General features: G+C 33.9%; 22 protein-coding genes and 1 CRISPR repeat array. Of the genes, 9 read left to right on the top strand and 13 right to left on the bottom strand.

Translation table 11 applies throughout. The annotated features are described in order from the left end of the window. Positions 1-456: 456 nt before the first annotated feature. The 3 genes from PLX19_RS22550 to PLX19_RS22540 form a co-directional block, all read right to left on the bottom strand. Positions 457-804 carry a short-chain dehydrogenase gene (locus tag PLX19_RS22550; RefSeq protein WP_272191092.1) on the bottom strand — a complete coding sequence of 116 codons (348 nt, stop codon included), beginning with the start codon at positions 802-804 and terminating at the stop codon, positions 457-459. Positions 805-1,075: 271 nt separating this feature from the next. Next, positions 1,076-1,234 carry a hypothetical protein gene (locus PLX19_RS22545; RefSeq protein WP_272191091.1) on the bottom strand — a complete coding sequence of 53 codons (159 nt, stop codon included), beginning with the start codon at positions 1,232-1,234 and terminating at the stop codon, positions 1,076-1,078. Between the two features lie 255 nt (positions 1,235-1,489). Beyond that, complete coding sequence (locus tag PLX19_RS22540; RefSeq protein ID WP_272191090.1) at positions 1,490-2,275, bottom strand: bacteriophage abortive infection AbiH family protein; 786 nt, start codon at positions 2,273-2,275, stop codon at positions 1,490-1,492. Positions 2,276-2,739: 464 nt separating this feature from the next. Between PLX19_RS22540 and PLX19_RS22535 the strand changes: the two genes are divergently transcribed. From PLX19_RS22535 to PLX19_RS22515, 5 genes are all read left to right on the top strand, one after another. Continuing rightward, a complete protein-coding gene (locus tag PLX19_RS22535; RefSeq protein ID WP_272191089.1) occupies positions 2,740-2,949 on the top strand; it encodes a hypothetical protein in 210 nt (69 codons plus the stop codon). 119 nt (positions 2,950-3,068) lie between these two features. Then, positions 3,069-3,365 carry a hypothetical protein gene (locus tag PLX19_RS22530; protein ID WP_272191088.1) on the top strand — a complete coding sequence of 99 codons (297 nt, stop codon included), beginning with the start codon at positions 3,069-3,071 and terminating at the stop codon, positions 3,363-3,365. Position 3,366: 1 nt separating this feature from the next. Then, on the top strand, positions 3,367-3,552 hold the full coding sequence (locus tag PLX19_RS22525) for a hypothetical protein (RefSeq protein WP_272191087.1): 186 nt from the start codon (positions 3,367-3,369) through the stop codon (positions 3,550-3,552). Positions 3,553-3,653: 101 nt separating this feature from the next. Then, positions 3,654-4,835: an FtsK/SpoIIIE domain-containing protein gene (locus PLX19_RS22520; RefSeq protein WP_272191086.1), complete on the top strand. Its 1,182-nt coding sequence runs from the start codon at positions 3,654-3,656 to the stop codon at positions 4,833-4,835. Continuing rightward, positions 4,774-5,388 (top strand): replication-relaxation family protein, encoded by a 615-nt coding sequence (locus tag PLX19_RS22515; protein ID WP_272191085.1) that lies wholly within the window; start codon positions 4,774-4,776, stop codon positions 5,386-5,388. Before PLX19_RS22520 ends, PLX19_RS22515 begins: the two co-directional genes overlap by 62 nt. A 5-nt stretch (positions 5,389-5,393) precedes the next feature. On the opposite strand, the gene PLX19_RS22510 is transcribed toward PLX19_RS22515, so the two are convergent. The 8 genes from PLX19_RS22510 to cas3 all read right to left on the bottom strand — a co-directional run bounded on the left by PLX19_RS22510 (position 5,394) and on the right by cas3 (position 15,803). Next, positions 5,394-5,618 (bottom strand): helix-turn-helix domain-containing protein, encoded by a 225-nt coding sequence (locus PLX19_RS22510; RefSeq protein WP_272191084.1) that lies wholly within the window; start codon positions 5,616-5,618, stop codon positions 5,394-5,396. 760 nt (positions 5,619-6,378) lie between these two features. Then, positions 6,379-7,537: a CRISPR direct-repeat array (repeat unit 32 nt; unit sequence ATTTCAATCCACGCATCCATAAGGGATGCGAC). A 167-nt stretch (positions 7,538-7,704) separates the two neighbouring features. Further along, a complete protein-coding gene (gene cas2 / locus PLX19_RS22505; RefSeq protein WP_272191083.1) occupies positions 7,705-7,995 on the bottom strand; it encodes a CRISPR-associated endonuclease Cas2 in 291 nt (96 codons plus the stop codon). A 9-nt stretch (positions 7,996-8,004) separates the two neighbouring features. Then, positions 8,005-9,036, bottom strand: a complete 1,032-nt coding sequence (gene cas1c / locus PLX19_RS22500) for a type I-C CRISPR-associated endonuclease Cas1c (RefSeq protein WP_272191082.1) — start codon at positions 9,034-9,036, stop codon at positions 8,005-8,007. Next, a complete protein-coding gene (gene cas4, locus PLX19_RS22495; protein ID WP_272191081.1) occupies positions 9,033-9,692 on the bottom strand; it encodes a CRISPR-associated protein Cas4 in 660 nt (219 codons plus the stop codon). Before cas4 ends, cas1c begins: the two co-directional genes overlap by 4 nt. Further along, positions 9,682-10,542 carry a type I-C CRISPR-associated protein Cas7/Csd2 gene (cas7c, locus tag PLX19_RS22490; protein ID WP_272191080.1) on the bottom strand — a complete coding sequence of 287 codons (861 nt, stop codon included), beginning with the start codon at positions 10,540-10,542 and terminating at the stop codon, positions 9,682-9,684. The genes cas4 and cas7c overlap by 11 nt, the downstream gene beginning before the upstream one ends. 2 nt (positions 10,543-10,544) lie before the next feature. Beyond that, positions 10,545-12,455 carry a type I-C CRISPR-associated protein Cas8c/Csd1 gene (cas8c, locus tag PLX19_RS22485; protein WP_272191079.1) on the bottom strand — a complete coding sequence of 637 codons (1,911 nt, stop codon included), beginning with the start codon at positions 12,453-12,455 and terminating at the stop codon, positions 10,545-10,547. Then, positions 12,452-13,171, bottom strand: coding sequence for a type I-C CRISPR-associated protein Cas5c (gene cas5c, locus PLX19_RS22480; protein WP_272191078.1), 720 nt, complete (start codon positions 13,169-13,171; stop codon positions 12,452-12,454). The genes cas8c and cas5c overlap by 4 nt, the downstream gene beginning before the upstream one ends. Before the next feature lie 199 nt (positions 13,172-13,370). Continuing rightward, positions 13,371-15,803, bottom strand: coding sequence for a CRISPR-associated helicase Cas3' (gene cas3 / locus PLX19_RS22475; RefSeq protein ID WP_272191077.1), 2,433 nt, complete (start codon positions 15,801-15,803; stop codon positions 13,371-13,373). Positions 15,804-16,017: 214 nt separating this feature from the next. Here cas3 and PLX19_RS22470 point away from each other — a divergent pair, with 214 nt between their 5' ends. The 3 genes from PLX19_RS22470 (at position 16,018) to PLX19_RS22460 (ending at position 17,989) form a co-directional block, all read left to right on the top strand. Continuing rightward, the gene (locus PLX19_RS22470) at positions 16,018-17,292 is read left to right on the top strand and encodes a Y-family DNA polymerase (RefSeq protein WP_272191076.1); all 1,275 of its coding nucleotides are present in this window, start codon (positions 16,018-16,020) and stop codon (positions 17,290-17,292) included. Positions 17,293-17,306: 14 nt separating this feature from the next. Then, on the top strand, positions 17,307-17,636 hold the full coding sequence (locus PLX19_RS22465; RefSeq protein WP_272191075.1) for a YolD-like family protein: 330 nt from the start codon (positions 17,307-17,309) through the stop codon (positions 17,634-17,636). Between the two features lie 143 nt (positions 17,637-17,779). After that, a complete protein-coding gene (locus tag PLX19_RS22460; RefSeq protein ID WP_272191074.1) occupies positions 17,780-17,989 on the top strand; it encodes a hypothetical protein in 210 nt (69 codons plus the stop codon). A 263-nt stretch (positions 17,990-18,252) separates the two neighbouring features. Here PLX19_RS22460 and PLX19_RS22455 read toward each other — a convergent pair whose 3' ends face one another. Continuing rightward, positions 18,253-19,227 carry a TnsA endonuclease N-terminal domain-containing protein gene (locus PLX19_RS22455; RefSeq protein WP_272191073.1) on the bottom strand — a complete coding sequence of 325 codons (975 nt, stop codon included), beginning with the start codon at positions 19,225-19,227 and terminating at the stop codon, positions 18,253-18,255. Between the two features lie 408 nt (positions 19,228-19,635). Between PLX19_RS22455 and PLX19_RS22450 the strand changes: the two genes are divergently transcribed. After that, on the top strand, positions 19,636-20,226 hold the full coding sequence (locus PLX19_RS22450; protein WP_272191072.1) for an HAD-IA family hydrolase: 591 nt from the start codon (positions 19,636-19,638) through the stop codon (positions 20,224-20,226). A gap of 428 nt (positions 20,227-20,654) precedes the next feature. On the opposite strand, the gene PLX19_RS22445 is transcribed toward PLX19_RS22450, so the two are convergent. Continuing rightward, positions 20,655-21,107 (bottom strand): SMI1/KNR4 family protein, encoded by a 453-nt coding sequence (locus tag PLX19_RS22445; RefSeq protein WP_272191071.1) that lies wholly within the window; start codon positions 21,105-21,107, stop codon positions 20,655-20,657. Positions 21,108-21,109: the final 2 nt, after the last annotated feature.

Below are 21,109 nucleotides of genomic sequence, written 5' to 3'. Positions count from 1 at the left end.
TATGGTAAAAACCAAATTCATTATCTTTAAAACCATTTTTGTTATAGTTAAGTAACCAAATTTGTTATCTTTAAAACCATTTTTGTTATAGTCAAACCAAATTTGTTATTTTTAAAACCATTTTTGTTATAGTTTAGCAACCAAATTTGTTATCTTTAAAACCATTTTTGTTATAGTAAAAACCAAATTTGTTATCTTTAAAACCATTTTTGTTATAGTTAAACGCCACAATCACTTATATATCAACATATTTCGTGCACCTAAAACATATAAACATATAAAACATATAAAACAATTATTATATAAAACAAACAAAACATAGAACATTATGTTGATTGAATATAATTATATTATGTAACCATATTAAAATAGGGATCTAATTTAAATAATACCGAACCAGTGAGTCTAATAAAAATATCCTAATTAAAAACGCTAAAATCAATAATAGCCCCTTTTTTAAATTCCAAAGTGAATCATATATTTATTTTCTTCTTTTGCTTGAATAATTTTTTTAGCTAATTCGTTAAGATCAGCAGATTGCTTCATACCTTTGTGAGATATAACCACATCTAAGAATTGAGATAATGATTCAGGTGGAATAATCGTAATACCTGAATACGCTAAACCGTATTCGGAACGTTTTAACGAATGAAAATACGTTTTCATTGTTGATAAAGATTTAAGTAAATTGCTGATAGTATCATCATTTACACAAATACAGTTATGTACATCTGGAGTGTAACTCTTGTAAGTCTTTTGATTATAAATGTCATTAATTATGCCAAATTCGTGATTTAAAGCCATAAATTCAAATCCCCTTTTGATAACTTACTTGACTAACCGAATATCAAAATATTCTTATTTTCATTAAAAGAAATTAGGATATTACACTTTGACTTTACCTTATTTTCTTTTGTAGCATCTTGAATTGCAAATCAACTTATACATGCTATAATATAAGTACAAACAAAAGTATTTTTCATTTCACAATGAATATAATAAAAAAGAGAGCAACATGCGCTAACATGTGCTCATCTTTAGATAACTGCTACCGCCAGGTGGTGGCTATCAACGATTATCTTTTACGAAAACCACCCTTTTTCTTTCGCTTTGGACGGCTGGAAGAAAGGGTGGTTTTTCGTTTATCTAAAAATTTCTGTTTGAATATATGAGCTGTCACTTCACGAAGGACAGCTTTTATAATTTCTTTTAGAAACTCAAGAAAAACTTCCATGGCATGTTCACCCCCCTTCTTTTCCAAATGGAAAAAAGGAGGATAGCCCTTCCACCCTAACCTCACAGTTATCTTTTCACATTATAGCATAGTTTCTAATTCTTAGAGATTATTGTCGAACATTATAGATACTAAAAACACCTTTAAAGCCGCATTCTCTTATTTTTTCTTTAAATTCTTCCCTTCTTTCTTCACGATCATAGTCATTTAGATACCACGTAATATTTTCTGAATGGACTTTTTTAAGTACTTCTCTTATATAGACAAATCAACTTTTGAAAAGGAAAAACCGTAAGAATAGATTTTATCAATGTTACACAATCCATCGAAAAATGATTTTGAAGACGCAATAATGCTTTTAGTATCTTTTTTTAAATCCATGTGTATTTTCAGTAAAGATTCTTCGGAACCCCAATAGCTGTTTTCGTAATCTTCTGGGAAATTCTCCCCGTGACCGAGAACAATTTCTCCCCCTTGTTCACCATGGATATGGAATACGTTTTCTGCATAATAAATTTCCTCTAGTACTCTAGTGTAATTGAAGGTCAAAAATGTATCCCTTTCTTTATCAATTAATTTCTTGAATTTCATGTTGGGGTTAACACTCGTCAAGGAAATAGATTCAATCCAATTCGGGAAAAGTTCTTTTATTTTAATAGTGACATGATAAAAGTGCCTGGCCACACTTTCGTATCGATCAACACGTTTCCAAACATCGTTGTCGTCATCATCGTCGTCAAGTAAATATGACATTTGTGAAAAAGACTCTTCAAAATCTAATTTCCCTAGGCTACTCTCAATATCCTTCCAGTCTCCATATCCTTCAGCCTTAGAAATAACATCCAGAAGGAACGAAACTACCTCTTCTTTATCGTATTCCTCTCCTCCATTCGGTAAGATCGTACTTGAAATCATGTAGGATGGTGACATACCTTTTGCATTTGGATACTTTCGAAGTAAGTATTTACGAAAGTCTTCATAGCTTGAGGGTAATTTATGATCTAGATCAAACCCATTCCCAATAATAAATAGACTGCTCAAATAAAATCACCTCATCTTAAACCTTTTTATATTTTAAATTAACGTATAAGAGTAGTCCATTAAATGGCACTCTTGTATTTTTTTGAAGTACAAATTTGAAAAAGTGAATGATCATCATATTTATTAAATGCACCTAGAAATTTATATGGATGGTGAAGAGTTATGAGCCAATATCAAATGTTGTACAGTACACCTTATTTGTATTCTTCGAAAACCTTACGTCAAATGTTTAATAAAACAAATGAGGAGGAAGATATTTGTGCGATACGGGACCATATGTTGCTAATTTTAAAAAAACTGTTCCCCTTCAAAATGTAAATTTAGTTATATGAATATCAGATTTATTATTTTTATATTTCTGTAATTCTATAAACTACCCCTCACCTAAACTTTACTTAATAAATAAGTCTAGTTTTTTTGCATATATATTAACTGTATGCTGAGGAAAGGAGATTGATGGTACAGTGATTTATCAATATGAGATTGATTTTTCCGTAATGTATAAAGACAAGGTAACAACCATACAATCCACAACAGTCCAAGCAAATTCATTAGAATTCGCAAAAGAAAAATTAGAAACAGAAACAAAACGAAGACTAGGTAATTGTGAGATTTTGTTTCATTCCGCAAGCTTGCAAGTTTCAGAAGACGAAAAGTATAATATTGTGATCTAAATCCATTGGGAACCACCCGATGGATTTTTTTGTCCTTTTTTCAAGTACAAATTCGAAATATGGCATCACATTCATATGTATCTAGAGAACCTAGAATTGCATATGGATGGTGAAAAGTTATGAGTCAATATCAAATGTTGTACAGTACACCTTATTTGTATTCTTCGAAAACATTACGCCAAATGTTTAATAAAACAAATGAGGAGGAAGATATTTGTGCGATACGGGACCATATGTTGCGATACGATGTGTATTTTGATCGACAATATCGAGCTTATTTTTATTTGAGTGAAAAAATTGAGGAGAAGCTATTTGGAAATGAATGTGCATTATCTTGGGATGAATTATTAGAGGATTACCAACTATATAAAGATCGTAAAGGAAACTTGTCTATTAAACCGAAAGGGTGGAAATAACATGTCTATTATTGGAGAGTTAGGAATTGTTTATGGTGTGACTGGAGCCTCAGTTTTGGGGATAAAATTTCTAAAGAAGAAAGGTCTTTATCTTCCAAGTTGGTTGCTACGTGCGGGTCTCAAATGCTTGTTGATTGGAACCGTTTGGTACGTGCTAATAGATATACTAGATGTGTTTCTACGTTAGTATTACAACTGGTAGTTGAAGATAATTATAGTATTGCCTATTGATTTAGCCTTTTTAACCTTCCATACATGCTCAACTACCTACAAGGAGGTATGGAGGATATGTTGTCACTTTTATTAATCCCATTAACCTTTATAACAGTTGCTTATTTTAATCAAAATAAAGGAATAAGTGATAAGAAAAAAATTGCAACTTTTTTTGAGATTACAAAGGTTTGTGTCCAACATAAAGGTGAATTACAATACCCCATCTTTGTAAAAGAAATTGAAGATGACATAAGCAAGAATTATGTCTACAAGTTACCATTAGGTGTGCCTAGCCAACTGATAAAGAAATTAGCTGAGGTGTTAGAAGAAGGATTATATAAACCTGTTAAAATATCATTCCAAGAGAGAGAGCTATATATTCGAGTATTTAAGCAACAAATACCTGAGAGGTGGAATTGGTCTAAGGATCTTTTAAAAGAGCACACATGGGGCGTTATGATGGGGAAAGCATTAGATAAACATGTATATCATGATTTTGAGAAAACACCACATATGTGCGTAAGTGGCATGACTCGTTTTGGAAAGACAGTATTTCTAAAAAATATAATGACGAGTTTGATTCTACAACAACCTCAACATGTAAAATTTTACATTATTGATTTAAAGGAAGGTCTAGAATTTAGTCCATATAAAGATCTGTCTCAAGTAATAGAAGTAGCTGAAAATCCAGAACAGGCGTTGGAGATGTTAGTTAGATTACGTGAAAAGATGGTAAAACAAATTGAGGTAATGAAAAAGTCCTATTTTACCAATATTATAGACACATCAATTAAAGAGCGTTGTTTCATCATAGTAGATGAAGGAGCAAATCTTTGTCCAACACAAGGGTTACCTAAAAAACAACGGGATTTATTGTTTATATGCCAGGAGATGCTATCTGAGATTGCAAGAATTGGAGGGGGTTTAGGCTTCAGGTTAATTTTTTGCACGCAATATCCAACTGCTGATACTTTGCCAAGGCAAATCAAACAAAATAGCGACGCAAAATTAGGTTTCCGTTTACCAACAGCGGTCGCTTCTCAAGTAGCCCTGGATGAATCAGGTCTTGAAGAACTCCCTTCCCTTCCTGGAAGAGCATTATTTAAAACGGATCGTACAGAAGAAATTCAAGTTCCTTATTTAAAGGATAAAGATATGTGGAATTTATTGAAGCAATACAAGGTGGTGAAGGAACATGAGGCATCAAACCCTCAAACAGAAAGCGAGACAAATCGAGATTTTATCCACTTTGAGTAAGTTAGACTTTGCAACCAGGAGACAATTGCAAGCCATTCATTGCTTAGGTAGTATTCGAAATGCGAATCGGATATTAAAGGATTTACAACCATATTGCCATGTCACTAAATTGGCCCGTGAACATGTTTATTACCTCAATAAAAAGGGACGTGATTTATTAGGGTTCACTAAGGAAGTAAAGAAAAATAGTCAATTACAACACATATTAATGCGAAATGAAGGTTGGATGTGGCTTGGATTTCCTGAATGGAAAACGGAGCGCCCCATAGAAATTTCAATCAATGGTCAGCAACATCAAATCATTCCAGATGCAATTTATTTTGAAAATAAAGTCCCCCATTTTGTTGAAATAGATCGTATGCAACATATGAAAGCAAATGAACATAAAATACAGTTATATGGCCATATAACAGATATCTATAAACGACAGAATAATATTGTTCCAGTAATTATCTTCTTTACATTATCGAATTACCGTCAATCCAAATTAGAGCAATATGCTGTAAAGCAAAATGTTTTTATGAGGACATTTGTGATGGAAGATGTTTTTTAATAAATTTATGCCCAAAAGTCAGTGGAATCTACATTCTTACCAGTTAACTTCCGTAAAGTTATAATGATACGATTAGAATTTTTAGTTGTAGGTGATACGCTATCCAAACTGCACAATCGACTCACAGTAGAGCGGGTAACCCCACTTTTTGAAGATAATTCTTCTTGTGTAATTTTATGTTTGTCTAAAAAACGTCCTAAAGCTGATCTAGGCTTAGAATACCAATTCATATTATCCACTTCCTTAAGCTTTTATATACAGCTTGTCCAATAATCTCATTTTTTAAAAGTCACTGAAAATAGGAATTTTATTAATTGTTGAGCATAATATAGAATTAAGGATAAAACTAAAAAATATGTAATAATTTTGAGGAATCTAGCATTCATAGTAATAGCTACAAGTTGCTGATACACTAGCCTAATGGCAACTTGTTGTAAAGGGTATGCTTAAAAATAAAAAGCTGAAACCCCTTCTGTAAGAAGGGGTTTCAGCTTTTTGTGTTTCATAGGTTGGTAATTTAATTTTAATTATTTTATATAACTGATTCGTAATATGTCGAATACTATTCTTCCACGTTTATTTGCAATAAAAGTTTTAAAAATTTCACGCACCATAATAGGATATAGAAAATGTAAACCTAGAATAAAGGTTCACATTTTGGGGAGTGAATAGTTTACAACACAGTTGCACGCATCCATAAGGGATGCGACTTGCTCGGCTGAACAAAAAGTTTTTTAACAACATATTTCAATCCACGCACTCATAAGAGGTGCGAATGTACCTAAATTTTTATGTGTGCTATACATTCTCACTAAAAAATTAAGGGGCTTTCTAAATCAATTCCTTCAATCGTTCTAACGTTTTCTTCCCACTGCTATTCAATATGAGCAACATAACTAGGAGTTAAATTTCGCATACTAGGTTGATTTCAATTTGTGCACCCACAAGGGATGCGATCTTTTCTCATTTGATTTACCAAATCCATATGATATTTCAATCCACGCATCCATAAAGGATGCGACATTCATTATATACTCGTGTTGAATATTGAGCATAATTCCAATCCACGCATCCATAAGGGATGCGACACTAAGCATTTTAGCCAACTCGTGAGGCATCACGATTTCAATTCACACATCCATAAGGGATGCGACGGCTATATCTTCTTAAAACTTAGGTAATACTAATATTTCAATCCACGCATCCATAAGGGATGCGACACCCAGAGGCAAAAGCTATCAAGAATCTACTTGAATTTCAATCCACGCATCCATAAGGGATGCGACGGCTATATCTTCTTAAAACTTAGGTAATACTAATATTTCAATCCACGCATCCATAAGGGATGCGACACCCAGAGGCAAAAGCTATCAAGAATCTACTTGAATTTCAATCCACGCATCCATAAGGGATGCGACGGCTATATCTTCTTAAAACTTAGGTAATACTAATATTTCAATCCACGCATCCATAAGGGATGCGACAATCTATCGACAAATATTTCAAAATCAGTTTACAATTTCAATCCACGCATCCATAAGGGATGCGACTAGATGATGACTTGTCAGTTATCTACAATGGACTAATTTCAATCCACGCATCCATAAGGGATGCGACTATTGTACTTTCGAATCTACCTGCACCTTCAAAATATTTCAATCCACGCATCCATAAGGGATGCGACAATCAAGGTTTATCACGTTTATAAACATGTTACATTTCAATCCACGCATCCATAAGGGATGCGACACTTCTTTTTATTTCGTCAAGTTCTTCTAGTTTTATTTCAATCCACGCATCCATAAGGGATGCGACTAATGCAGAAGATTGATAAACTGCTAATTTCATTATTTCAATCCACGCATCCATAAGGGATGCGACGCGTCCGTTTGATACAGACAAAGTGTTTATGGAAATTTCAATCCACGCATCCATAAGGGATGCGACTGCTACTCCTACTCTGTTCTTACTATCTAAGTTAGAATTTCAATCCACGCATCCATAAGGGATGCGACAAGAGGTTATTGGTGCGTGTTTACAAGGCGATTTAATTTCAATCCACGCATCCATAAGGGATGCGACTTCCTTCATCTTTTCCATTTCCGCTTTCGGATCATATTTCAATCCACGCATCCATAAGGGATGCGACTGTGATTTTTGTTCAAAATACGCATAAATACGTAAATTACGTTCAAAGATACGCTATTTTCTTTATTAAATAAAGGAGTTTATACAGAAAATTATAAAATTCAATTGTAAATCATAAAAATTAAGGTGCGAATGTATCTAAATTTTTATGTGTGCTATACATTCGCACTAAAAAATTAAAGGGCTTTCTAAATCAATTGATTCTTTTACACCAATATGTTCTACCTTGTTCTTATAATTTTTACCTAGACGATAAAATCTGAGGCTATCCTGATCTTTATCAATAATATTAGCAAGCTCTATTTTTAAAGCTGTAAACTGAGCTGCATCTATAACACATTCAAATACTGAGTTTTGGACACGTTGACCATAATTCTGACATATTTTCGAGACCTTGCGTAGTCTTTTTTTTCCTGCACTAGTGATTGTACTAACATCATATGTAATCAATACTAGCAAATGCTGCACCTACTTCCATAAAAATGGCGGATATTCATCTAAGTCATTACGTAAAAAGCGGGCCAACAATAAGGCTTGTGCATGCGGTACTAATCCCCACGATATCTTCTCACCTAGGTATGGATGTGTTATCTTCTCTTGCTTTTTATTTTGCCAGGCTGTTAAAAATTTCTTTCTTGCCTCATTCGTCATAATTACAGCACCATTTTCTTTTTTTAAAAAATCCCCTTTATTCATGACCTTTTTATTAATTAATGACAAGACAAACCTATCTGCATAAACGCCACGCAACTCTTCCATTACATCCAAAGCTAGAGAGGCTCTTCCCGGTCGATCTCGGTGTAGAAAACCAACATATGCATCTAACCCAACACCTTCTAGTGCGGATGCTGTATCATTTGCCAATAATGTATAAGCGAATGATAACATTGCATTCACATTATCTAATGGGGGTCTTCGAGAACGTGTATGGAAATAAAAGTCCTCTTTCTGTTGTAATATCATTTGATTGATTAATTTATTGTAGCTAATAGCTGCTTGACCTTCCCAACCTCTTAATCTTTCTAAGTTTTCACACTTTCTTACTTCAAGAATGATAGATGATAAATGTTGGGATACTTCTTTGAATTGTGTGACATCGATTCGCAACGGATAATCTCTTGTCATTCTTTCAATCATCCATTTATTATTGTAGATTTTACTTGTAATAAAGTTACGTGCAATTTTTGCAGATGCTATTTCATCTTCAGATGTAGAATATTGTTTCTTTCTTAAAATTACATTACCCTTGCTTTGCCCTATCACCCTCGCAAGAAATCGACCATTTATTGTTAAAAATACTAGTGAAATATCTCTTTCTGCGCAATAGCCCATTAACGCTGGGCTTGCACCGGTGTAGCCGAAGGAGATAACAGATTCTAAGTTATGAAGTGGCAGTCTACCTAGCTTTTCTTGTTCCTTCAAAAGGACGATATTATCTCCATCTAACGATAAATACACGTCTGGTTGAGTGATAAACAATGTGTTAAGAAGTTTTTTCATCCCGTAATCTTCCCTTCAATATAGCTTTTCACAGATCGTTTATTCATTAGTTCTGGTAGGCAGATGTGTTGAAGGGAGCAACTTTTGCAAAATGGACCTGTCTTTACTTTAGGTGTATGTTTACGTTTATAATATTCGTGCATTTCTACGGCAATCAATCTAACTTTTTCTTTCACATCAATTGTTAAAGGTACTTCAATCCTATGTTTGATTTCGTTATAAAATATATACCCTATGCTTATTTCACAAAGTAGCATTTCCTCTAAGCATATAGCTTGCGCTGCTAATTGTAGTAAATCTGCATCGTTGTTTTTTGGTTTTCCTCGTTTGTATTCGATAGGATAAACAGCGTATTTTCCTTCAGTACCAGATATTTCAACACCACTTTTATCTTGAACAAACTCAATTACATCACAAATGCCTGTAATTTTAAGCTCATTTGACTTTACAGGCATCGCGCGAACAGTGAGTTTGTTCCCTCGTTTCTCTCTAATAAATGGTTGATCAGCTTTTTGATGAAGATGCTGTCCTTCAATCGTTCTAACGTTTTCTCTCCACTGCTGTTCAATATGAATGAGAGCCCATTGCCGTTTGCAAAATTGAAAATGTTGAATACCAGATAACATGAGATAACTATCTTCTTCATTATAGTCCATCAATAATCTCAGCCCTTAAACCATCTAACTCATGGACATTGATGATATAATCATCAATTGTTTTCGGTTCTTCAATAGCCCGTTTAATATCCAGTAAACGGTGTACTTTTGCAGAAGAGTACTGACCAAGCTTTGACTTATGCTCCCACCAGCAAACCTTATGTACTTCCATACTTCCTTCAGGACGTGCTGCTGATGCATCATTTTCAAACAATGTAACAAGTGCGTCTTTAATTTTTCCCGCGTCCTCGTTAGTAAAACCTGTCTTTTCTGCTAATTGTGTATTAATGCTTCCATAAAAAACATAAACTCCAAAATCGACACGATGCTTCATCCCCATAGTATCTGAACCTTTTTCCTTCCCAGGCTCTGAGTTCACACTTTTCGTAATTTGCATGCTAGTGATATCAATCGGATCAACACTTGTTGCTGTATGAATAGAAACAGGGCCCCTTACTCCGACAGAGACACCTTTTCCAGCTCCTCCTTTGAATGCAAAAACTTGTCCAAAACTTCTTACATCAATCCACTCCTTGCATGCAACTGCAGCAAATTTCTCACTAGGATTCTCTTTCGATTTTAATGCTTTTACTAAATCTGCATTCGCTTCTGCTCTTTCCCTTAAGCTATTAAATTGGTCAACTTTCCTGTCATTTGCCTGAACAAAAATAGATTCCTCCATATCCTGAAGGCGATTTCTAATCTTTCTTTTAATGGCTACATCAGAGATTTCACCATAACCATCATAGTTTTGCCTTGGACGATTCCCGTTCAAAGGGTCTCCATTTGCATTCGCTTTTGTAACAGATAGAACAACCGCAAAGTCGATTTTATGATCTAAAATTGTCATGTTTAATTCTCCTCCCCATTATTAACTGCTTTATCTAGCGAAACATCCTTTTCCTTTTTTTGATACAAATCATGCCGCTGGCTGTAAAAGCCTAATAAATATCTGCCAGATAGCGGTTTATTATTAAAATCCTCAATTTTTATTTTTGAACCAATCTCATCTATTAATTTGTTATAATACCAAACCTTTTCTCCTAAACGTGCTTGATATGGTTGTAGAGCACCTTGAATCGTCCTCCACGTTCTTTCCGGATGCTGAGAAAAAGAATGCATGTATCTTCTGGCGTTTGTAGCACGTTGATCCCTTGGATCTAAAGAATTTCTTTCCAGAACATCCGCAATTGCAAGAAGACGTCCAAATAAATAATCACGGTCATTATTTTTCTTATCTAACGCCATTTGATATCCCTCCCGTTTATTGATTAATGCACATGCAATGCTTAATGTTTTTTCCCATTCCCATCGTTCCATTGACACAGGGTTTGATGCACGTTGAAGGGCACTTCTGACGATGTCGAATGGAATTTCCCGCTCGTCCACAATACAAGGTAGCATACGCTCCATCAATCCTTTGACCACTTTCTCACTTGCCTTTGGCCCATAAGCAGCAAACGCAATATCTTTCGTTGATGGTGCCCCATAAAATTCCACAAATTCATTATTTTCATTTTTACGATAGCGGTGTACCCATACACAAGTGGAATGCCAGTTTTTTAACTTGTTTAAATAAAGTTCTTTATCCATATTACGGTAGTATAGAACAGCTAATCTGCCTGTTGTCGCTGAATCGAGCAACAGAATATTTATATTAGCACCAGTCAACAAATTATTTTTATAGCCATCAATTGCCTTAGCGACTTCATCTGCAAATTGCTCATGTGTATAAGACTTAATTTCTTGTTTTTCCGTTGATCTTAAATCCATTGAATAAATGTCGTAACTATCTTCTAAAAAATCTGGAACATCATCTGCATCATTACCCCAGACAAGGAACACACGTTGATCAACGATTTTTCCCTGCTTATTAATGAGCCATTTCAATGCATTATGCGCTTTTTGGGATACATCATAACTTATATTTGCGACATCATTTGCCTTGTTAAATCTCCCTCTAAACGTAAAGCCGCTCGTATCATTTGCGGAAATCAACTTCGCTTTGTCCCCTGCATTTCTGATCTTATTGGCATGCTTTTCCGTACTTGGCATTATTTTTCCTGTTACATAACAATAATCCTCTTCAATCAAAAAGTCGTTATAAAACTTGATAAAAGACTCGTACATCTCAGGATCTTTCCAGACATCTTTCAACATCTCATTCGGAGAATACACATTAAATCTTACGAAAGCGCTTACTTGACTACCAGTAACTGATGAAAAAATTGGTGGCTTTTCTCCAAGTAAAGTTTCAGCTTCTTTATCCCACGTGTCAATTAATTGCCCATTAGCATCCACATACAAAATGCCTTCTTCTACTAAGTCCTTGATCAATCTCCGCTTGCTTAAATAGCGATAAATGCTTTTTACCTTGTCTGTAGCATATGATGATGATGCCCATTCACCCAATTGGCTTATGTAGTAAGAGAACGGCTCTTCTTTTTTGATTTTCCCGCCATAGGTAACAAAATCCCCCGCCACATAGCTTAATTTGTCATGAAGAGGATAAGGGGCTATTTGGTTAGAACGGCTCGCTGAATCCTCCGTACATGGAATCAATGTACTTGCATCACTTTTGTTAATGATTGTCGCTGAGTGAAATTCTCCTTCTTCCGTGATGGAAACTTCGATATGTGCTGTTTGGGTGGTGTGAGAAATAGGCAACAACGTATATTCTTGACCATTATATTTTTTTTCAATTTTGCCGATTCGGTCTAAATTCGATTGATATGTCTCGTATAAATTCAATAGCCAGTTCATGTATTCGCCTCCTCTTCTAATTGCTTTAAAAGCACATCAGCAGACTCGACGTTTGAATGGTTAAAAACCTTCGGCTTCATTTCTGATATTTTACGGACTTGCGTACATTTTTCAGGCCGAATAAATTGAATGACTCCATCTTTCATTACCGGGTTCCATAAACGCACTTCCATTTCATTTCTACCAGTTTCATCTGGGTAATTGATTCCATGAACCATCGTACCTAGATGAATGTCTCCATATCCATCATAAAATCCTTCACCTTCGTCAAATTTAGCTGGCTCCACATAACCTTGGCATTCACGAGCACCGAGGAAAATATCCCTCCGCCCTCCGACTTTGAGGGAGCGCTTAAAGATGCTGTAATGTTTATTTTCGTTACGATCAAAGGCCATATCTGGACGATTCAGGTTGAATTCAAAATGGGCTCTTACACGATAACGAACATCCTTTAAATATGTATAATTAGCAAGCGTGTTTCCTCCACCATATTCAATAGGACGAATGCCTTTCGACTCCATTTTGATTGCATTCATAATTCTTATTTCATCGACAATCATAAGAAGAGACGGCTTCCAGTATATCGATTCGACGATGCCCTTAATAGATTGATAAGTCGGCACCTGATAGGATAGCTTTTCTCCCCCCATTTTCATCAAAGGATCTGTAAAAAGAGCGTAATCACCAAATAATTCAAACTCAATAGAATTTCTCAATGATTCTCCTCCTTTTTTGATTTTTCTAATAATTAAATGATATCTTTTCCCTGTAATGATATCAACAATTTTAATTATATATTATACGAAATTTATGAATTTTTTGTGAATGTGTTATAATAAATTGTCACTATTATATGTGTGGATTGAAAGGTATACTATATGATTAAAAAACCTATCTCAAACAAAGATAGGTTTTTTAAAATATCGCTGACTTAAAATCGCTCTCATTATGAACATCCAAACCATATTCATCATTATAAGCCCCTTCCTTCAGGGCTAAAATTTTTCCATCAAGATAGTATACAAGTCCATCGTTTTTAATCAATTGTTCTTTTTCATAGTTGAATAAGTTAACTGTATACTGCTGTGCCTTTCGTAATAATCGGCTAAGCTCCTCAATCGAACTGCTACTATTTAATTCAGCAATGATATCCTTGCCTTCTCCATATGGGACAATGACTGAAGTTGCTAGATCATCAATGACGTGGAAATGTTCGGCTGCCGTCCTGTAGCTATTTATAATAAATAACGGAACGTCTTTCTTTTTATCGTATTTATGAAAATATGCCCGGCGATAGCTATTTTCTTTTCTCGGTACAGCTAATAGCTCCATCATGTCCTTTTTGAGCTTCGGAATAAAATAATTCAAATTAGATTCAAATTTTGTATAATACTCTTTGAAATACTTATCCATTGCTTGCCTCGATAAAATATGACCTCCGTGGTCTCTGCTGTTGCGCTTCAAATCCACTAGAACTTTTTTTGCAACTTCTTTGCCAATTTTAATCTCTTTTAAACGGCTTAAATTTTCCTCTACATGATCAATTACATAGACATTTTGTATCCCCTTTTCCCCATGGCGATTGCATCGGCCTGCAGCTTGTGCAATGGAATCTAACCCAGCCAAGGACCGAATTACACACTCAAAGCTAATATCTACTCCAGCTTCAATCAATTGGGTGCTGATACAAATGATTTTTTTGTCATCTTTAAGTTGCTGCCTAATTTCTTCTAAAATTTCATTTCTATGGGTGGCACACATAGAAGTACTTAAATGGTAAATAGGAATATCTGATTCTTGGCTTTGTAATCGTGTATATAAATCCCTCACTACTGATTTTGTATTTAAAATAACTAAGACACTTTGAACTTCCTCAATCTTTGTATTTATAAATTCTGTGAGTTTATCATTATTAAAAGTTTCATTAGTTGCTTTATCAATGATCTCTACCCGTTTAAATGCTTCAATTACATAATCGAGGTTATCAATCATTTCAGCATCTGTATTTATATCTAGTTTCTGTTCCACAAAGTCCAAAGCGGGTTGAGTAGCAGTACAGAGAATAATACTGGAATGCCCATTTGTTTTTAAAAAGTTCAATGCCTGATTAAATAGTGCTACGCATGAAATAGGAACCTTCTGAACTTCATCAAAAATAATAACCGCCTCACTTAAATTATGAAGCCTTCTAATATTCCTGCTTCCTTTTGCATAAAACACATTTAAAAACTGAACCATCGTTGTAAAAATGATTGGAGAATCCCAATTATCTTTTGCCAGCTTTAATTTTTGCTGAACACTCATAATGCCCTCTTGATTTTCATCATTATCATTCGCATCTTCTATAACGTTAGAATGATGCTCTAAAATATTTGCCTCATCCTTTAATATTTTTCGAACTTCATCTGCATTTTGCTCAATAATTGTTGTATAAGGGACAACATAAATAATTCGTTTTTTGTTATGGAGTTTGGCGTGTTTTAGTGCATATCTTAAACTTGCTAATGTTTTACCGCCACCAGTTGGAATGGATAACGTATATATTCCTGATGGTTTCTCAGCAAATTGATCACACTGATCTGACATCTCTTTTCTTAAGAGGTTAATAGGTGTATTGGCATTTTGCTGTTTTTTAAATGAAGTGATTTTTATCATGAGTCTTTCGTAATATACATCGAATAACTCTTCATGATTTATTACTGATTCGACGGTCTTTTTTTCTTCAAATAATCTTGTGTTTGTTCGATCGGCATCAATTAATACACTAAAGATACATTTAGTTAAAAACATTAATTGTTTCTCATTATTTTCTGGGGATTCTTTAGCTAAAAAGTTTTCTAGTTCTACAGTGGCTTTGTCAACATAATCATGAAAATCTGTTTTGTTCATGACATGTTTAAAAAAGAATAGTTTTGACATATCAAATTCACTCAATTTTTTATCTCGCACTCTGTTTAAATAAGTTGATTCTAAATCGGGATTTAAAAAATCTTGAAGGTATCCATGGTGAGAAATAATGGCATTTCCTACGATTTCAGATATTATCCCTTTGTAAGGAATAATATTTTCTGTATGGAAGAATTGATATAAAAGTTTTCCACCTGCAGTTGAATGATCGACGCTTCCTCTTTTAGGTGGGGAATCAGGGTTATTTACTGCTTCTAATATATATTCTCTAAATTCATTGGTATATTTACCTAAATCATGGAGCATGCCTGCTAAACCAGCTAAATGTTTTATACCGATTTTTTCTCCATAGGTTTCAGCTAATTCTTTTACCCCTAATAAATGCTCTTCGACAGTTTGTAACTGCTTGTCATTTTCGCGGATGTGAGCAATATAGTTCATACTATCCCCCTCCAATATGTAGCTTTAAAAAGTCGACCCTCTTACTATTTTAACATGCAAAGAGAAAGATAGGACTTAAGGGTGCGATGTCTCTCTTCTCTCTTAATTACGGTCTATATAATTTCACGTACCAAATTTTTAATTTAAAAAATGATTGTATAATCTAAAATAATAGGTTTATAATAAGAACAAACGTTCTGTTTCGGAGGGTAAAATGATGTTCGATTACTCAAAATGTATGAATCGGATGATATTTTGTATAGACCTTTGTGCATTTTTTGCCAGTTGTGCTTGTGTGATGCGAGGTCTAGATCCACTAAAAGTGAAATTAGCAGTTGTTGGGGATACGGACAGAAATGGATCTATTGTATTAGCAGCCACGCCTGAATTAAAAAAATTAGGGATTTCTACAGCAACCAGATTATACGAAATACCAAAAGATCCAAACACCATTATTGTAAATGCAACAATGAGAAGATTTGTTGAGATTTCAAATCAAATCACAGAAATTTATACGAAGTATGTAGCATTAGAAGATCTACACGTTTATTCCATAGATGAATGCTTTCTAGATATGCAACAAACAGCACATCTTTTTGGGCGAGATCCAATTATAATTGCTAAAAGGATTCAAAAGGAGATATATGATACAACTGGTATAACTGCATCCATTGGAATTGCGCCCAACCTATTCCTTGCAAAAGTTGCATTAGATGTAGAAAGTAAACATTCAAAATCCAGGATTGCTATGTGGTCATACGAAGACGTCTCGAAGAAATTATGGAATATCAAGCCTCTTCAAAAAGTATGGGGAATCGGATCAGCTACTCAAGAAGCTCTACACACAATGGGTTTATTTTCCTTAAATGATGTCGCAAAAACACCAAAAGAACATTTAATACAGCGATTTGGCAAAGTAAAAGGTGAAGAGCTACATCGTTTTTCATACGGCATCGATGAAAGCCGGATTTCTAATAAATACATTCCTAAAAGTACCTCAATAACAAAAGGACAAATATTATTAGAAGACTGTTTTAGTCTAAATAAATTAAAATTACTTATTTTAGAACAGATTGAGGAAACTTGTTTTAGATTACGATCTATTGATAAATGTTGTAGAACGGTTGAGCTTGGAATAGGCTACAGTAAATATATTGGCGGAGGATTTAAGCGAGCAATTACCCTTGAACAACCGACCTGTTTAACTGAAGAGGTTTACGAAGCATGCTTACAACTCTTAAAAAAATTTCATTCTGGACATCCTGTGCGCCAAATACATATAACTTTAAAGAATTTGACTAGGGACGATGCAATTCAAATGTCTTTATTTGAGGATACTTCCAAAAAAGATGTTCAAAGGAAATTAGCAAAAACAATGGATGGTATCCGTCATAAGTATGGTAAAAGTTCGATTATGAGAGGTATAAGTTACATTCAAGGGGCTACACAGCGTGATAGGAACAATAAAATTGGTGGTCACAAGGCATAAGGAGGAATACAGTCATGATGGATAGAGGTATGATGAGATGGGCGCCATTTTCGGCAATAAAGGAGCAATTTGAAGGGTTAAGTGAATTGTATGAAAGACAAAGTCATGTTCCAATGCCAATTTTAGATGAACAGCAATTAGAAGCTATAAATGACGCTGTATGTGAGGCGATGTCTGAAAATCTTGAAGTAGGGATTTCATATCATAAACAGAACAGAATCCATTTGGAAACGGGTTATATCCACTATTATGATACACTTAGAAATGAATTAAGAATTATTAATAATGATAACAAGGTACGATACATAAATATCAGCTATATTATAGATGTAAAATATATGTGAAAACAAAAAATAAGTTTATAGTTCAATATATTGAGTTTTTTTTCAGAATATATGTTATTATCCTAACTTGACTTTAGAATTGTATCTTTACAAGAAATAGTAATGGAGAAGATCTATGCGCTATACAAGCATATAAAGAATTTATGGAGGAGCAATCTGAACTACATGATGATGAAAATTATCAGCAACATTTAAATGACGAGCATCATACATATCAAAATCAAAATATCCGTGAAAATTATAATGATTGGACTGATTATATTGAAGCTCAATGGAACAAGGGAAATATGATTGAAAAAGAGGATAGGGAAACGAATATCCTAGTTTATTATACTGAAGGTTCCAAAAAATGAGCTTAACATGCAATTGATGAAAGTAAAGAAATATACTATTAAAAGAAGATAAAGATGTACCTTTTGGAACATATGAAAAGAAGAATCCAAAATGGATTCTTCTTCAGCTTTATATAGAAAACTACAAGGTAAAATATAAATTAGGAAGCTTTTATAAAAGTTAACCGCCAAAAATGGGAAAATTTTCAGATGTGGCGAATTATTTCTTAAATCGTTGCCGTACCCCTATTCCTGTTCAATGAAAAATAAGCAATCAAACTAGCTTATTTTTCATTGAATATACTAATGATAATAATCCCTACAATTAAAATGATAAACCAATATTGCGAGAAAAAGTTATCTTTCTCTTCTGATGTTCGATTATTAGTTGTCCTAGAATCAGACATATAACGGTTCGAACCAGATGATTCTTGGTAAGGAGAACTAGTCGAGGTGGAGTGTAAAACATTTGTACGCTTATTAAATTCTTCTTTATTGGATGGTTGATACTTCAAAAACTCTTGCTTTATATCAGAAGAAATATAATTCTTATAGCCTCTTACAATAAAATGATAACCACGTTCTTTTGCATACAATTTTGCTGCTTGAAACTTCGCCTGGTTTTTTGATAAGGACACGTCTGCTGATAGTTTAACTTCGATAATTTCTTTTGTACCATCCTTATAATGAACCTCAATATCAGGGAGATAAGTATGAGCTTTATTTTGATATGTATAAGGGATATGAATATTTTCTATCCAAAAAGCTTGTACACGTGGATTCTGATTTAGTTCTTCATATACCTGTTCCTCAAGGGGGCTTCTACAAATACCAGTGTTTCTTAACTTTTTGTATTGTACGGGTTTAGGATATTCTTTTCCTGTCTGACTATCTGCGTTCAATACAGACGGGGTATTCGGCTGAAACATTATATACGAGCTTGATTTATAATCTCGTATAAGTGGGGAGATACTCACAAATTTAACTTTTTCAAATAAGTCACCATTTGAACCCCATTTTAGTTGTTTTAATGATGGTAAGGTCTTTGTAGAAGATTCGTTAGAAATTTTACATGTATCAATTTTAGAATTCTTAAAAAACCTCCATTCTTTTCGATAATGACAATAAGCAACAAAATACAATGATCCTCCGTTACCATAACGATATACTGCTACGACTTCTACTTGTCTCTCTTTCCCATTGTATTTCATTTGCAAACATCGTTGTGATTCAAGTGCCTGTACTATTTTGGTTTTCATACCCGTTCCTCTTCCATCCGATTTAGTTATAACTATTAGTTAATCTTTAATGTATCAAAGTAGAACAATTGCTACAATGGTGGTTCCAAAATTTATCTCTATAAGAGGTACCGCCAGCATTTCGGAAAAATCCCACGCTAAGAGCATGCAAGATTTTATACAATTTTTTGATTAATCCAGTAACAAACGAGAACTCTAGAACCGCGCCAGGACAAGAATGTATAAAAAGATGCATTTAATCATAGAAAAAGACAAAGGCGGATTCCTTGTGAGAGTTAGGGGCCGCCTCTTTGTCTTGCTACCGATAATGAGACGTTATGTTAACTAACAATGTATGGAATATACAAAGAAAACAAGAGCATGGCTACCACATTCTTGTGATAAAATGGAATAGAAAGGGTGATTTAATTGAATATTTTATGGGACTTTGACGGAACACTTTTTAATACATATCCTGCCTATACCAAAATACTCTCTCTAGTACTTGGAGAAAAGATAGATAAACAGGAGATTTATAAAAAATTAAAAATTTCATACTCACATGCACTAGACTACTATAATATTTCCAGTGACCAGAAAGAGAAAATTAAAAGCTTAAAAAAGGAATTGTCTCCAAAAGACATGAAACCATTTGATGGCGTGGAAGAAATTTTGAAATTTGCAGATAAGAATGTAATCATGACACATAAACACAGAGATGGAGTTTTAGCAATTTTAAAATATTATGGATGGGACAAATACTTTGTAGATATGGTTACGATTGATAATGGTTTTCCTCGCAAACCCAACCCATCAGCATATACTTACTTGCATCAAAAACACAAAATTGATCTAGCTATTGGAGATAGAGAATTAGATTTGCTACCTGCAAAAGAATTAGGGATCATAACATGCATGTTTCAAGGTCAAAGTGATGTAGCAGATTATTATCTAAACGATTACTCAGAATTTTTTAATAAGGGTATTCCATTATCAAAACAGTTATATCTTCAGCAATAAATCGCTGAAGATATATGATAGATTTATTGACTTCCGCTTTCGAATTTTACGTCAACTAGCCCCTCTTTTGAGGAGCTAGTTGTTTTTAACAATAGCAGATATGATATTTCACTTTTGGAAATTGTCTTAGCGTATAAAATCAGCATTTGGCCGTCAGTCCCCCAATAGGTCGTGATTGGAAATAAAAGTAAGTATATAGCCTGTTTTTACACGTATCTCGGTCGAACCCCATATAGATAGAAAAAGAACTCAAGAAAAGAAGATAGATTCCTTTCTCAAGTTCTTTTTTGATGTGATAAACGGTTGGTTTTGTCCCTCATTTTTTTCAGCAATCTTTTTTATAAATTATCGGACTTTATTAAAAAGCTATACTTTGAGCACCATCTCGTCTACAAAATTAACTATACTTTTTAAATCAAAAAAATTAATTAATCTTCTTCATAAAAATTATCTACAGATTCTTGTAAACACTCTAATAAATAACTATAAAAATTCTCATATGTAATATTATAACACTCTTTAGTAAAGCGACTCCATAAAATTATAGGGCATTCATCTTTATTCATTTGACCTATATCTAGACATGTTACTGTGCCATCAACGTCATTTAACATAATATATTTTGAAGGTAAGCTATATTTCTCTCTATATATATTATTGTGATATACAACTGATGACTCTTCAGGTGTAGCTTCACATCCGTAAATCTCCATACCTACAAGCCCTCCACTACCATATGTCTTTAAGAACCAATGATAGCTTTTGGGGAAGGTTACGTTTAATTCTTGTTCAGCATTATGAATATCTCTATCGCTTACTCCACCTAAAAAATCACCTTCTTTTTGATACATATCAATAATTTTTGAAATTTCTTCTTTCATTA

Origin of the sequence: Bacillus sp. BP-3, assembly GCF_028401955.1 — a bacterium.
Lineage (GTDB): Bacteria > Bacillota > Bacilli > Bacillales > Bacillaceae_G > Bacillus_A.
Note: the sequence above shows the minus strand (reverse complement) of the source record. Positions and strands in the feature narration are given on the sequence as shown.

What these genes read in the sequence shown, in the direction of transcription:
- cas4 (WP_272191081.1), bottom strand. Translation starts at nt 9,692, where the DNA reads ATGGACTATAATGAAGAAGATAGTTATCTCATGTTATCTGGTATTCAA.
- PLX19_RS22455 (WP_272191073.1), bottom strand. Translation starts at nt 19,227, where the DNA reads ATGAAAACCAAAATAGTACAGGCACTTGAATCACAACGATGTTTGCAA.
- cas1c (WP_272191082.1), bottom strand. Translation starts at nt 9,036, where the DNA reads ATGAAAAAACTTCTTAACACATTGTTTATCACTCAACCAGACGTGTAT.
- PLX19_RS22470 (WP_272191076.1), top strand. Translation starts at nt 16,018, where the DNA reads ATGATGTTCGATTACTCAAAATGTATGAATCGGATGATATTTTGTATA.
- PLX19_RS22550 (WP_272191092.1), bottom strand. Translation starts at nt 804, where the DNA reads ATGGCTTTAAATCACGAATTTGGCATAATTAATGACATTTATAATCAA.
- cas3 (WP_272191077.1), bottom strand. Translation starts at nt 15,803, where the DNA reads ATGAACTATATTGCTCACATCCGCGAAAATGACAAGCAGTTACAAACT.
- PLX19_RS22520 (WP_272191086.1), top strand. Translation starts at nt 3,654, where the DNA reads ATGTTGTCACTTTTATTAATCCCATTAACCTTTATAACAGTTGCTTAT.
- PLX19_RS22465 (WP_272191075.1), top strand. Translation starts at nt 17,307, where the DNA reads ATGATGGATAGAGGTATGATGAGATGGGCGCCATTTTCGGCAATAAAG.
- cas7c (WP_272191080.1), bottom strand. Translation starts at nt 10,542, where the DNA reads ATGACAATTTTAGATCATAAAATCGACTTTGCGGTTGTTCTATCTGTT.
- PLX19_RS22545 (WP_272191091.1), bottom strand. Translation starts at nt 1,234, where the DNA reads ATGGAAGTTTTTCTTGAGTTTCTAAAAGAAATTATAAAAGCTGTCCTT.
- PLX19_RS22530 (WP_272191088.1), top strand. Translation starts at nt 3,069, where the DNA reads ATGAGTCAATATCAAATGTTGTACAGTACACCTTATTTGTATTCTTCG.
- PLX19_RS22525 (WP_272191087.1), top strand. Translation starts at nt 3,367, where the DNA reads ATGTCTATTATTGGAGAGTTAGGAATTGTTTATGGTGTGACTGGAGCC.
- PLX19_RS22445 (WP_272191071.1), bottom strand. Translation starts at nt 21,107, where the DNA reads ATGAAAGAAGAAATTTCAAAAATTATTGATATGTATCAAAAAGAAGGT.
- PLX19_RS22460 (WP_272191074.1), top strand. Translation starts at nt 17,780, where the DNA reads ATGGAGGAGCAATCTGAACTACATGATGATGAAAATTATCAGCAACAT.
- cas8c (WP_272191079.1), bottom strand. Translation starts at nt 12,455, where the DNA reads ATGAACTGGCTATTGAATTTATACGAGACATATCAATCGAATTTAGAC.
- PLX19_RS22515 (WP_272191085.1), top strand. Translation starts at nt 4,774, where the DNA reads ATGAGGCATCAAACCCTCAAACAGAAAGCGAGACAAATCGAGATTTTA.
- PLX19_RS22510 (WP_272191084.1), bottom strand. Translation starts at nt 5,618, where the DNA reads ATGAATTGGTATTCTAAGCCTAGATCAGCTTTAGGACGTTTTTTAGAC.